This window comes from Sphingomonas daechungensis (assembly GCF_039543105.1).
Lineage (GTDB): Bacteria > Pseudomonadota > Alphaproteobacteria > Sphingomonadales > Sphingomonadaceae > Sphingomicrobium > Sphingomicrobium daechungense.
The window spans coordinates 2,779,716-2,793,057 of sequence record NZ_BAABJC010000001.1 but is presented as its reverse complement, the minus strand read 5'-3'; the positions used below and the strand labels follow the sequence as shown (position 1 = coordinate 2,793,057).

Annotated in this window: 10 protein-coding genes; 5 read left to right on the top strand and 5 right to left on the bottom strand. The window is 62.4% G+C overall.

Annotated features, from left to right (window positions below; translation table 11 throughout):
• Window position 1: 1 nt before the first annotated feature.
• The 3 genes from ABD928_RS14415 to ABD928_RS14405 are packed head-to-tail and all read right to left on the bottom strand — an operon-like array spanning window position 2 to window position 923.
• Window positions 2-271, bottom strand: a complete 270-nt coding sequence (locus tag ABD928_RS14415; protein WP_187713853.1) for a DUF5985 family protein — start codon at window positions 269-271, stop codon at window positions 2-4.
• Window positions 272-274: 3 nt separating this feature from the next.
• On the bottom strand, window positions 275-556 hold the full coding sequence (locus ABD928_RS14410; RefSeq protein ID WP_187713852.1) for a DUF5985 family protein: 282 nt from the start codon (window positions 554-556) through the stop codon (window positions 275-277).
• 1 nt (window position 557) lies between these two features.
• Window positions 558-923, bottom strand: a complete 366-nt coding sequence (locus ABD928_RS14405) for a hypothetical protein (protein ID WP_187713851.1) — start codon at window positions 921-923, stop codon at window positions 558-560.
• A 207-nt stretch (window positions 924-1,130) separates the two neighbouring features.
• Here ABD928_RS14405 and ABD928_RS14400 point away from each other — a divergent pair, with 207 nt between their 5' ends.
• The 5 genes from ABD928_RS14400 to ABD928_RS14380 all read left to right on the top strand — a co-directional run bounded on the left by ABD928_RS14400 (window position 1,131) and on the right by ABD928_RS14380 (window position 12,226).
• A complete protein-coding gene (locus ABD928_RS14400; protein ID WP_345169860.1) occupies window positions 1,131-6,506 on the top strand; it encodes a HAMP domain-containing protein in 5,376 nt (1,791 codons plus the stop codon).
• A gap of 3 nt (window positions 6,507-6,509) precedes the next feature.
• Window positions 6,510-8,579, top strand: coding sequence for a response regulator (locus ABD928_RS14395; RefSeq protein ID WP_345169858.1), 2,070 nt, complete (start codon window positions 6,510-6,512; stop codon window positions 8,577-8,579).
• A gap of 122 nt (window positions 8,580-8,701) precedes the next feature.
• Window positions 8,702-8,833: a hypothetical protein gene (locus ABD928_RS14390; RefSeq protein WP_262984840.1), complete on the top strand. Its 132-nt coding sequence runs from the start codon at window positions 8,702-8,704 to the stop codon at window positions 8,831-8,833.
• A 125-nt stretch (window positions 8,834-8,958) separates the two neighbouring features.
• On the top strand, window positions 8,959-11,499 hold the full coding sequence (locus ABD928_RS14385) for a TonB-dependent receptor (protein ID WP_345169855.1): 2,541 nt from the start codon (window positions 8,959-8,961) through the stop codon (window positions 11,497-11,499).
• 61 nt (window positions 11,500-11,560) lie between these two features.
• A complete protein-coding gene (locus ABD928_RS14380; protein WP_345169853.1) occupies window positions 11,561-12,226 on the top strand; it encodes a PilZ domain-containing protein in 666 nt (221 codons plus the stop codon).
• Between the two features lie 3 nt (window positions 12,227-12,229).
• Here the strand turns inward: ABD928_RS14380 and ABD928_RS14375 are convergent, their stop codons facing one another.
• Complete coding sequence (locus ABD928_RS14375; RefSeq protein ID WP_345169851.1) at window positions 12,230-12,646, bottom strand: PilZ domain-containing protein; 417 nt, start codon at window positions 12,644-12,646, stop codon at window positions 12,230-12,232.
• Window positions 12,647-12,681: 35 nt separating this feature from the next.
• A complete protein-coding gene (locus ABD928_RS14370) occupies window positions 12,682-13,332 on the bottom strand; it encodes a DUF938 domain-containing protein (protein WP_345169849.1) in 651 nt (216 codons plus the stop codon).
• Window positions 13,333-13,342: the final 10 nt, after the last annotated feature.

Here is a 13,342-nt window from a genome sequence, read left to right as displayed (position 1 = left end):
CTCAGGACAAACGCGCAGCCCGATTCTTGCGATAGATCCCGAACAAGATGAGCAGGAAGGCGGCGAGCCTGATCAGGTAGATCGTGCCCCGCTCCTCGGTCGGGATGTTGCCGAGTGCGATGACCGACTGCCCCAGCCCCAGCAGTCCGAACGCCAGCGCGAAGCTGAGGAACAGTTCGTCGCGCGATCGATGCCAGTAGCGCAGGAAGAACAATCCGCAGACGAGAAAGCCGAACACGACAGCGCCTGACAGGAAGTCATAGAGGGTCATCGCTCACTCCTTCTCCGCGTCCCAGACGAATCCCCAAATCAGCGAACTGACCGCCGCGAGCGCCAGCAAGAGACGCGGCAGGCGCAAATCAACTTCCGGGCTTGGCCAGATCACGAGGTCCAGCACCAGCAAGAGATTGTTCGCCGCAAGGAAGGCGAAGCAGACGCTGCTCCAGAACAGCAGGCGCACGTGCGAGTGGCGGTAACTCCGCCCCAGCAGCCACGCGCATGCGGCGCTGGTCAGGAAGCACAGGACATAGACGATTGTCGCGAAAACCCCGTCCATCTCAATCTTTCCTCAATCTGAAAGCGTCGGCGAACGCCGTCGCACTCCGGCCGCTCGCCGAGACGATGGTCCTCCTCACCGCATCCGGCCTTGCGGCATAGAGTTCTTCCAGCTGGTCGACGCATACGGCGACCTCGTCGTTGATCGGCATGTACACCGCACCGGTCGGATCGACGGATATCAAGCCGGCTGAAACCAGCGACTCAAGCGCATTGCTGACAACCAGTTCACTGGCGCGCATGCTCGAGACGAGTTCCGCCTCCGTCCATGCGCGTGGATCGCGCTTGAGGACGAGAAGCAGCTCCAGCGCCCAGACTGATCGAAAGCTCGATTCGATGAACCGAAGCAGGTCCTTGGACGCAGTCACGATCGCGTTTCGGAAGGTACAAGTCCGAACATTAGGAGTGCCCGTAACGTCGCCGTCGACTTGATGGCAACCCTGACGCCCAACTCTTGATTCAGATTAGGAATTTTTTAGAAACTGCCGCGAAATATTCAGCTATTGTTCGCGTGCAGCCGGGGGGCTGCGGATCGTTCAACCTGGGCGGGGGAGTAAAACCGACCGGAGAGTAGAGTGAACATCCAGGCCCAGCGGGACTTCATCGATCGCCGCCAGCTCGTCAGCGCTCTTCGGGCGTTGCGCCGCGGCGATTTCAGCGTTCGCCTTCCCGAAGACGTTGATGGCGCAGACGGCGAAATTGCCAGCCTCTTCAACGAGGTGGTTGGCATGAACGAAGCTATCACCCAGGAATTCGAACGGCTTTCCAAGGTCGTCGGCAAAGAGGGGAAGATCACTCAGCGGGCCCGAGTCCGCGGCGCCAGCGGCGGGTGGGACACGAAGCTTCGCGCCGTCAACGACCTGATTGACGACATGGTCCAACCGACCGCGGAAGTGTCGCGAGTCATCGGCGCCGTCGCCAAGGGCGATCTCTCACAATCGATGACCACCGAGATCGACGGGCGTCCGCTGCGCGGCGAGTTCCTGCGCATCGGCAAGGTCGTGAACACCATGGTCGAGCAGCTCGCCTCCTTCGCCTCGGAAGTGACCCGCGTGGCCCGCGAAGTCGGCACCGAAGGCAAGCTAGGCGGTCAGGCACGGGTGAAGGGCGTCGCCGGTACGTGGAAGGACCTCACCGACAACGTGAACGCGATGGCCACCAACCTCACGGGGCAGGTCCGCAATATCGCTGAGGTGACGACCGCCGTGGCTCGCGGCGACTTGTCGAAGAAGATCACCGTCGAGGTGCGGGGCGAGATCCTTGAGCTCAAGAACACGATCAACGTGATGGTGGACCAGCTCAACGGCTTCGCGTCGGAAGTGACTCGCGTGGCGCGCGAGGTCGGCACCGAAGGCAAGCTCGGCGGCCAGGCTCGCGTCGAAGGCGTCGCCGGGACGTGGAAGGACCTCACCGACAACGTGAACCTGATGGCCGAAAACCTGACCGGCCAGGTGCGCAACATTGCCGAGGTGACGACCGCCGTCGCTCGCGGCGACTTGTCGAAGAAGATCACGGTCGACGTGAAGGGCGAGATCCTCGAGCTCAAGAACACCATCAACGTCATGGTGGACCAGCTCAATGGCTTCGCATCCGAAGTGACGCGCGTGGCGCGCGAGGTCGGCACCGAGGGTAAGCTCGGCGGACAGGCGCAGGTGCCGGGCGTCGCCGGAACCTGGGCAGACCTCACCAACAACGTGAACTTGATGGCGGCGAACCTGACGGGCCAGGTTCGTAACATCGCCGAAGTGACGACCGCGGTCGCGAAGGGCGATCTTTCCAAGAAGATCACCGTCGACGTGAAGGGCGAAATCCTGGAGCTGAAGGACACCATCAATACCATGGTGGACCAGCTCAACTCGTTCGCGTCCGAGGTGACTCGCGTGGCGCGCGAAGTGGGTTCGGAAGGCAAGCTTGGCGGTCAGGCGCAGGTGGAAGGCGTGGCCGGCACCTGGGCCGACCTCACCGACAACGTGAACCTGATGGCGGGTAACCTGACAGGCCAGGTCCGTAACATCGCCGAGGTGACGACGGCCGTCGCGAAGGGCGATCTTTCCAAGAAGATTACCGTCGATGTGAAGGGTGAAATCCTTGAGCTGAAGAACACCATCAACACGATGGTGGACCAGCTCAACGCATTCGCGTCCGAAGTGACTCGCGTGGCCCGCGAAGTGGGTACGGAAGGGAAGCTCGGCGGACAAGCGCAGGTGGAAGGCGTCGGCGGCACCTGGGCCGACCTCACCGACAACGTGAACTTGATGGCGGCGAACCTGACCGGTCAGGTTCGCAACATCGCCGAGGTTACGACCGCCGTGGCGCTCGGCGACTTGTCCAAGAAGATCACCGTCGACGTGAAGGGCGAAATCCTCGAGCTGAAGAACACCATTAACGTGATGGTCGATCAGCTCAATTCGTTCGCGTCGGAAGTGACTCGCGTGGCGCGCGAAGTCGGCACCGAGGGTCGCCTCGGCGGCCAGGCACAGGTCGAGGGCGTCGGTGGTACGTGGAAGGACCTTACCGACAACGTCAACGCCATGGCCGCGAACCTCACCGGCCAGGTGCGTAACATCGCCGAGGTTACGACCGCCGTGGCGCTCGGCGACTTGTCCAAGAAGATCACGGTCGACGTGAAGGGCGAAATCCTTGAGCTGAAGAACACCATCAACACCATGGTCGACCAGCTCAACTCGTTCGCTTCCGAAGTGACCCGCGTCGCCCGCGAGGTTGGCACCGAAGGCAAGCTCGGTGGCCAGGCGCAGGTCCGCGGCGTCGCGGGAACCTGGAAGGACCTCACCGACAACGTGAACCTGATGGCCGACAACCTCACCGGTCAGGTGCGCAACATCGCCGACGTGACGACCGCCGTGGCGAAGGGCGACCTTTCGAGGAAGATCACGGTGGACGTGAAGGGCGAAATCCTCGCCCTCAAGAACACCATCAACACCATGGTCGATCAGCTCAACGGCTTCGCGTCGGAAGTGACCCGCGTGGCCCGCGAAGTCGGCACCGAGGGAAGCCTCGGCGGGCAGGCGCAGGTGCCGGGCGTCGGCGGAACGTGGAAGGACCTTACCGACAACGTGAACCTGATGGCGACCAACCTGACCAACCAGGTGCGCGGCATCGCCGAGGTCGTGACCGCGGTGGCGCAGGGCAACCTCAAGCGGAAGCTGACGCTCGACGCGAAGGGCGAAATCGCCGCCCTCGCCGACACCATCAACTTCATGATCGATACGCTTTCGACCTTCGGCGACCAGGTGACGAACATGGCCCGCGAGGTTGGTATCGAAGGCCGTCTCGGCGGTCAGGCGCGAGTGCCGGGCGCCGCCGGCCTGTGGCGCGATCTTACCGACAACGTGAACCAGCTCGCGGCGAACCTGACCAACCAGGTCCGCTCGATCGCCGAAGTGTCCACCGCCGTGACCAAGGGCGACTTGACGCGCTCCATCGCCGTCGAGGCGCAGGGCGAGATGGCAGCGCTCAAGGACAATATCAACGAGATGATCCTCAACCTGAAAGAGCAGACGCTCAAGAATGCGGAGCAGGATTGGCTAAAGACCAACCTCGCCCGCTTCTCGCGCATGCTTCAGGGCGAACGCGATCTCGCGACGGTCTCGAACCTGATCATGTCCGAGCTCGCGCCGCTGGTGAACGCGCAATACGGCGTGTTCTACGTCACCAAGCGCGAAGAGGATGAAACCAAGCTGGAGCTGGTCGCCAGCTACGGCGCGGAGAGCCAGGAGCAGCTCAAGCAGGAATTCAAGCTTCGCGAGGGACTGATCGGGCAAGCGGCGGCCGATCGCCGGCCCATCCTGCTGAAGGATGCGCCGCCCGACTTTATCCGTATCGGTTCGGGCCTTGGCCACGCCAAGCCGTCCAGCGTCAGCATCCTCCCCGCCCTCTTCGAGGACGAGGTGAAGGCGGTCATCGAGCTCGCTTCGTTCAGCGAGTTCAACGAAACTCACCAAAGCTTCCTCGACCAGTTGATGGAATCGGTCGGCATCGTTCTCAACACGATCGCCGCGACCATGCGCACCGAAGGTCTGCTCAAGCAGTCCCAGCTGTTGACCCAGGAGCTCCAGGCCCGCCAGACGGAACTGACCCGCAAGCAGCAGGAACTTCACGCCACCAACGAGGAGCTTCAGGAGAAGGCGCAGCTTCTCGAAAACGAGAAGAAGCAGGTCGAAGGCAAGAATATCGAAATCGAGATGGCTCGCCGCGCGGTCGAGGAGAAGGCCGAGCAGCTCGCCCTCACCTCGAAGTACAAGTCCGAGTTCCTCGCGAACATGAGCCACGAGCTGCGGACGCCCCTCAACTCGCTGCTGATCCTGTCGAAGCTGCTGTCGGACAACGCGCAGGGCAATCTCAACGACAAGCAGGTCGAGTTCGCGAAGACAATCAACTCCGCGGGGTCCGACCTCCTCAACCTCATCAACGACATCCTCGATTTGTCGAAGATCGAGTCCGGCACGGTGACGATCGAGGTGGGCGAGATGCCGGTGCAGCACCTGAAGCAGCACATGGAGCGGACCTTCCGTCAGCTCGCGGCCGACAAGAACCTCGACTTCAACGTCAAGTTCGAAGGCAAGCTGCCGCAGACGATCCGCACCGACGAGAAGAGGCTTCAGCAGATCGTCCTCAACCTGCTGTCGAACGCCTTCAAATTCACGTCGCGGGGCAGCGTTACGCTGGGGGTCCGGTCCGCCACCAGCGGTTGGAGCGAAAACCACCCGGTCCTCCGCAACGTCGACCGGGCGATCGAGATCGCCGTCACGGATACCGGCATTGGCATTCCGGAAGACAAGCAGAAGCTGATCTTTGAGGCGTTTCAGCAGGCCGACGGCACGACTAGCCGCAAGTACGGCGGCACCGGCCTCGGCCTGTCGATCAGTCGCGAGATCGCAAGGCTGCTGGGCGGCGAGTTGCAGGTTCGGTCCAAGCCAGGCGAAGGCTCGGTCTTCACCCTCTACGTTCCGCTAGAAGCCGCCTCCTCATCGGTCGCCTCGGCTGGAACGCCTGCCCGCTACGATAACAGCGGAGCAGTCGTGCCCTCCGCTCTTCCGACCGGATTCGAGGTCACGGACGACCGCGATAATCTCGGCAAGGACAAGTTCGCGCTGATAGTCGAGGACGATGCGACTTTCGCGTCCATCCTTCTCGATGCGGCGCACGAGGCCGGACTGAAGGGCGTGGTCTCGACGGCCGGTGCCGGTACACTGGCCATGGCGCGGAAGCTTCAGCCCACGGTGATCACGCTCGACCTTGGACTCGCGGACATCGACGGCTTCGTCCTTCTCGATCTGCTGAAGCACGATCCCGATACGCGGCACATTCCGATCCATGTCATTTCCGGAGCTGAACACAGCAGCTCGGTACTCGGAATGGGAGCGTCCGGCGTCACGGAGAAGCCGGCCGAGCGATCCGAGTTGGTCGCGATCTTCGCGCCGCTCGTCGAGGAGGCGGAGCGGCAAACACCCCGCCGCCGCAAGAAGACGGGGACCTTTGCGCCCAGCCGTCCGGTCCCCGAGCTCACAGGCGCCAAGGTGTTGATTGTCGACGACGACATCCGGAACATATTCTCGCTGACAAGCGTCCTCGAAAGCCATGACGTGGAGGTCCTCCACGCCGAGCGGGGCAAGGACGGAATCTTGATTCTGGAGCAGACGCCGGACGTCGATGTCGCGCTGATCGACATCATGATGCCGGAAATGGACGGGTACGAAACCATGCGCCAGATCCGCAGCCGTGATGAGCTGACAGACCTGCCGCTGATCGCGGTGACCGCCAAGGCGATGAAGGGCGACCGGCAGAAGTGCCTCGATGCCGGCGCTTCGGATTACATCGCCAAGCCCGTCGACATCGAATTGCTGCTCGCCCTCCTTCGCGTCTGGGTCGCACGGGGCAGAGAGGCCGGCGCAACGGCCGAGCCACCGTTGTCCATGGAGGCGGCGGAGTAGGCCATGAACGGACCGGTGGGAGAGATCGCCGTTCCTCGCGTAACGGAGGAAGCCGCACAGAATTCAGAGACTGAACGGGCTCGCATCCTCCTGGTGGACGATGACGAGCGCAACCTGCTTGCCCTAGCCACCGTGCTGGAAGACCTGGGAGAGGTTGTCCTCGCTCATTCGGGCGAAGAGGCGCTTCGCCACCTGCTCCGGGGCGAGTTCGCCGTCATTCTCCTCGACGTCTACATGCCCGGGATCGACGGTTATGAAACCGCGCAAATCATTCGCAGCCGGGAGCAGACCAAGGGGATTCCGATCGTGTTCCTCTCGGCGGTGAACAAGGAGACCGAGCATTTGATGCGCGGCTATTCGATGGGCGCGGTCGACTATGTCTTCAAGCCGGTCGATCCGATCGTCCTAAGGTCGAAGGCCACGGTATTCGTCGACCTGTTCCAGAAGACCAAGGAGGTCGAGCGGAAGGCGGCTCACGAGCAGGCGCTGATGGACGCAACCATCCGCGCCAATGCCGAGCGGCTGCGCGCGGAGCAGGAACTCCGCCGCTCGGAGCAGCGGCAGGCAGCGATCATCCAGTCCCTGCCGATGGTGCTCTACCTCGAACCGTTCGATGCCCGGGATCGCGGCCCGACCTACGTCAGTGGGGACCTTCACGCGATCACTGGGTTCACGTTCGAGGAAGTTCAGGGTCAGCCCACGATCTGGAACGATCGGCTGCATCCGGAAGATCGCGATGGCGTGATCGCCGCGATCGAAGCCCGCAAGTCGAATGGCCGATCGTCAGTCGAGTATCGCTGGCTATGCGCCGACGGCAGCTACCGGCACTTCCTCGATCAGGCCGTGCTCCTGAAAGACAATGAGGGACGCCCACTGGAGTTCGCCGGCACCCTTACGGATATCACCGACCAGAGATCGCTTGAGAGCCAGCTGATGCAAGCCCAGAAGATGGATGCTATCGGCAAGCTCACAGGTGGAATCGCTCATGATTTCAACAACCTGCTGGCTGCGGTGATCGGCGGCCTGGGGATCCTCGAAAAGCGCGCGACCCTTGGGAATGAGGAAGCGAAAATCCTCGGAATGACCCGGCGCGCCGCCGAGCAAGGCAGCGAGCTCGTCCGCCGACTGCTCGCCTTCGCGCGCCGGCAGACTCTAGAACCGAAACCCGTCAGCATCGCCGCCTTGAAGGAGTCCGTCTCGGATCTTCTGACGCATACGCTCGGCGGGCTGGTCAGTATCGAGTGGGAAATCACGAAGGACATCGGGAACCCATTCGCCGACAGGGCTCAGCTTGAGCTCGCGTTGCTCAACCTGATCATCAACGCCCGTGACGCCATGCCCGATGGCGGAACCATCACGATCGCGGCCGATGACCGGTCTGTCAGCAGCGGAGAGATCGCCGGCCTGGCTCCAGGCAATTACGTCCGGCTTGCGGTGACCGACACCGGCACTGGCATCGCTACTGAATATCTCGAAAAGGTCCTTGAACCCTTTTTCACGACCAAGGACGTAGGAAAGGGAAGCGGACTGGGCCTCCCGATGGTCTACGGCTTCGCCAAGCAGTCCAACGGAGCATTCCGGATCGAGAGCCGGGTCGGTCGCGGGACGACGGTTGAACTTTGGCTACCCGAAGCGTCGGAAGACGGTGCATCGCGTGACGTGCCTAAGAAGTCGGAGGCTGTCGCGGTGGATAGCGATGTCCGCCCATTGAAAATCCTGCTGGTCGATGACCACCCCGAAGTCCGGACGACGACGGCTGCGTTGTTGGAAGACCTGGGACACACTGTCTTCGAAGCTGCGAATGGCGGCGAGGCTCTGACCGCTCTGGAAGATGGGGCGAGCGAATGCGATCTGCTGATCAGCGACTACGCCATGCCTCATCTCTCCGGGACGGAATTCGTCAGGCGCGCGCGGCAGATCTCGCCTGAAATCCCGGCCTTGATCATTACGGGATACGCGGAGTCCGACGCCGTGCGCGATCGGCCGGAGGACGTCGAAATCCTCCTGAAGCCATTCACGCCCAAGGCTCTCAAAGGCGCGATTGCCCGAATCTGCGGTGAGCCGGCGGCCTGACGCTCTGGCAAACGTTCGTTCGTCGCGACGAGCCGAGGACACCCCGTTCCAACCGCGCGTTCTGAGTCAAACAATCTGGAGACTCGGTCGTGTCCCCGACCAACGATTCACCTGACGAGAGAATGGAAGAGGTAAGCGACCGTCTGGAGGAGAGCTTACGGACCTGTCGGTCGGTGTTGAACGACTATCGCCAGTTGCTCTTGAACAATCCGAACGAGTTCGATGAAGGCCAAGGCATCGACCGCGACAGCTAAGCTTCAGCTAACTGCCGGAAATTGCATCAAAACATGAACCGTCGTTTGTCGGAGCACCCCGCCGCTTCGTCGAACTGGCGGGCGATGTCAGGGAGTGTTCACAGTCCGGGCGTAACGCCGCCCCAATGACAAAGACCTGCCGCCAGTTCGTACCCTTCGTGGCCACCGCAACCGCTTTGGGACTTGCCGCTCCTGCCGAAGCCCAGGCGCCCCCTCCTCCCTCGACCGATCAACCGGCAGCACCGGTCACCGACGATCAGGCCAGTACGACCGAGCCCGCGCCGGCTGCTGAGGACGAAGGCTATGACGAGGGCAGCGAAATCGTCGTTACTGGCGTCCGCCGCGGAAGCGTGGTCGGCGACATTCCGCCGGAAAATATCCTTGGAGCGCGCGACGTTCGGGCTACCGGTGCCAACAGCATCGACGAGTTGCTAGAATCGTTAGCACCGCAAATCGGCAGCGCGCGCGGCCGAGGCGGTGAGCGCCCCATCCTTCTTCTGAATGGCCAGCGCATCTCCAGCTTCCGCGAGATGCGCGACATCCCGACCGAGGCCATCGAGCGGGTCGAAATCCTCCCGGAAGAGGTTGCGCTCAAATACGGTTACCGGGCGGACCAGCGCGTGGTGAACATCGTCCTTCGCGAGCGCTTTCATTCCACTGTCGCGCGGGTGGACGGCAATCTTTCCACGGAGGGCGGTTACACGGGCGGCCTGGGCGATCTCACTCGCCTTTCGATCCAGAAGAATTCCCGAACTACCGTCAATCTCCATGCGGAAGGCAATTCGTTGCTGACCGAGGATGAGCGGGACGTCAGTCCAGCGGACCCCTCCCGCAGCCTGGTCGGATCAAAAAGCCAGCTTCGCGCAAGTACGACAATCAATCGCACGATCCTGACCGACGTCGGTGCCACGCTGAATGCCGAAATCGAGCATAACCAAGGCCGTTCGCTGTTCGGCCAGTCCGACTTTGCGCTGAACACGTTGGTGCGCAACACGCGGAGCGACACCGCACACGTCGGCTTCACGCTCAATGGCGACAAAGGCAAATGGCATTGGTCATCGACTGGAAACGGCGACGTCGGCAAGTCAATCACAAGGAGCGATCGCGCCGACGAGACGGGCCGCGACCGGGCGGAGACCACCTCCGCATCGGCCGACGTCGACCTGACGGCCAACGGTCCCTTGTTCGCAGTCCCCGCGGGAGATGCGAGCATGACCGTGAAGGTGGCCGGCCGGACACTAAGTTATGATAGCGAGGACCGCACTGCCGGAGTCCTTTCGAAGAGCAATCTCGACCGAACGTCGGGTACTGCCAGCGTGAACTTCGATCTTCCCATCTCGCGGCGGAACCGCGACTTCAGCGCGCTCGGCAACCTTACGTTCAACGCCAACGCTGAAGTCGATCAGTTGTCGGACTTCGGCACACTCACGACAATCGGCGCCGGACTCAACTGGTCCCCCGTGGACCGCCTCAACTTCATCGGGAGCTGGACCCGCGAGGAGGGCGCGCCGACGGTGCAGCAGCTCGGCGATCCAGTCATCGACACTCCGGGAACCCGCGTTTTCGATTTCACAACGGGCCAGACCGTGCTGGTCACCGCGACCAGCGGCGGAAACCCGGCATTGCTGGCGGACCGCCGCAACGTGTTCAAGATTGGCGGGAATTGGAAGCCGTTTCAGGAGAAGGACCTTCGCCTGAGGGCTGAATATGTTCATTCGAGGCTTGATCGCCCAATTTCGACGTTTCCCGGCGTAACTGCGGAGATCGAGGCCGCCTTCCCCACCCGCTTCGTCCGAGATTCGACGGGCCAGTTGGTCAGCGTCGACTTCCGGCCGGTCAATTACGACGAAGCTCGCAAGGACACCATCCGCTGGGGCTTCGACTTCACCAAGTCTTTGACGTCAGCGCGGCCATCACAAGCCGCAATCGAGCGCTTCCGTGCTCGCCGCCCTGCCGAAAGCCGACAGTCCGGCCAAGCAGGGCAAGACGCTCCGCCGCAGGGACCAGCACCGGCAGGCGCAGCGCCGCCAGCCGAAGGTGCTGGGCCTCCGCCGGGCGGATTTGGGGGTGGTGGTCCAGGCGGCGGATTTGGCGGACCTGGTGGTGGATTCGGGCGGTTCGGAGGCGGCGGTGGCCGTCAGGGCGGGCGGCTGCAATTCTCGCTCACTCACACGATCAACCTCGTCGACGAGGTCACGATCCGTCCAGGGATTGCGAAGCTCGACTACCTCGATGGAGATGCTTCGGGATCGAGCGGAGGGACTTCGCGGCATCTCGTCGAAGCGCAGGCCGGCTATTACAACAACGGGCTCGGCGCCCGTCTCTCGGCGAATTGGCGGTCCGGCACGCATGTCAACGGCAGCAACGGCAACGATCTCGACTTCTCGTCGCTGTCGACTTTCAACCTCAGGCTTTTCGCCAACCTCGGCGAGCGCTTCGATCTCGTGTCCAAGCATCCATGGCTCCGCGGCAGCTCGCTCAGACTGGAGGTGAACAATATCTTCGATTCCAAGCCCCGTGTTCGGGATTCGGCCGGCGGAGTGCCCTTCAACTACCAACCGGACCTGCTCGACCCCCTCGGTCGGACGATCACGATTTCAATCCGTAAGCTCTTCCTTCCGCCGCGCAGCTATTTCCGACGGCAGTCGGATCGGCCTGCGAGCTAAAGCCGCCGGATCGGAGCGAGGGTCAACACTCTGGTAAGCGTCAATTGATACGCCTTGTGCCATGACAAAGTCTCCGTCGGAGTTGGGAGTGGAAGAACAGCCCGTCGAAACGACGCTCTATTCCCTGTCCGACCATGCACCCGATCCGGTCGAGCGCCGCGATGGTGAACGCTATCTGACCTTGTTCAGAGTGGGGTCGCTGATGATCGGAGATCGACGTGAGCTCTGCCTGATCCGCAACATCTCGGCGGGCGGCATGATGATCCGGCCCTATTGCAAGCTGACGATCGGCGACGGTGTTTCCGTAGAGCTCAAGCGCGGCGAGCAAATTCACGGAACGATCAACTGGGTTCGAGACGAAACAGCTGGCATTGCTTTCGACGAGCGCATCGATGTCGTCGAACTGCTCGCAAGCTCGATGGACGGCCCCCGCCCTCGCATGCCGCGGGTGGAGGTACGCTGCATTGCCTCGGTCCGGCATGGCGCGAGTGTCTTCGGCATGCGGGCGCATGATGTTTCACAGGGGGGCATGAAGGTTGAGTCGAACAGCGACATTCCGGTCGGCGCACAAGTCCTCGTTACTCTGCCAGGACTGCCGTCGAGGGACGCGGTTGTGCGCTGGAAGGAAGGCCGCGCTTACGGGATCACGTTCCGTCGACTGATTGCGCTCTCGGAATTGGTCGAGTGGCTTCGTGGCCAGCGGGAGCTCCTTAGAGCTGCAAACTAGGCATTATTCGCCGAGGCGGGACATCGACGACGGCGACCAAACCCAGCTTTCTGCCAATCGCCGCTGATCGTCGTTCATGTTCCGCTGAGTCAGGCCGGGTCGCCAATAGCGCGGCTGGATCTTCGGCCTCGGCGCCGGGATGTGACGGAGCACTTCGGCGGGCTCCAGCTTGGCGTCGAACGCGATGCCGGCGTAGCTGCCGTTAACCCAGACGACGCGCCCGCGAGTGCAAAGATCGTTGCGGCAGAACACCACCGTCGTCCCCTCGATCGGAAGCTTGTCGCTTTCGACCAGAGCGCCCTCAGACGATAGGTTGCGCAGCTTCACCGAATGCTTCGAGTTTCCATGCTCGAGCGTCGCTGTCAGCAGCACCTGCGATCGGCGCGACTTGCGATTCTGGTCCGGCGTGGCGTTGTCCATCCGCAGCGTGATAAACGGCCACGGTAAAGCTTTGCTTAAGTGCGATCGCTTTCGCCCTTGCGAAATCGAAGCATGAGGTTGTTCGCGGGCATCTGCGGCCAATCGACGAACTCGAACCCTTTATCGGCTGCGGCCTGCGCAAAGTCCTCGACGCGGCGGAGCCCCCAGTGAGGGTCGCGCCTCTTGAGGTCGGCGTCGAACCCAAGGTTGGACGACGCCGTCGGAATCTCGTCCTTCAACCACGGCCCATAGAGGATGAGGCTGTCTCCTGGCGCAAGAAGTCGCGCTGCGCCGGCGATCAGGCCAAGGGATGCCGCCCACGGACTGATATGCGCCATGTTGATGTTCAATACGGCATCCGCTCGGTCGATCGGCCAATCGCCGGATCTGGCATCGATCACGACCGGCTCGCGAAGGTTGGACAGGCCCGACCTGGCGCGCCAGCCGCGGATCGAAGCCAGCGCGTCCGGATGCGTTTCGCTCGGCTGCCATTCGATGTGCGGAAATCGCTCCGCGAACCACACGGCATGCTCTCCGGTCCCGCTGGCGACTTCTAGAACGGTCCCGCTCACCGGCAGCCACTCGGAAAGTACGTCGGCGATCGGATCACGATTCCGCTGCACCGCAGGCGCAGACCGCCTCGCATCCTCGCCCACGGGACTTTCGTAGAAGCGCCGCTGGCTCATGGCGACCGGT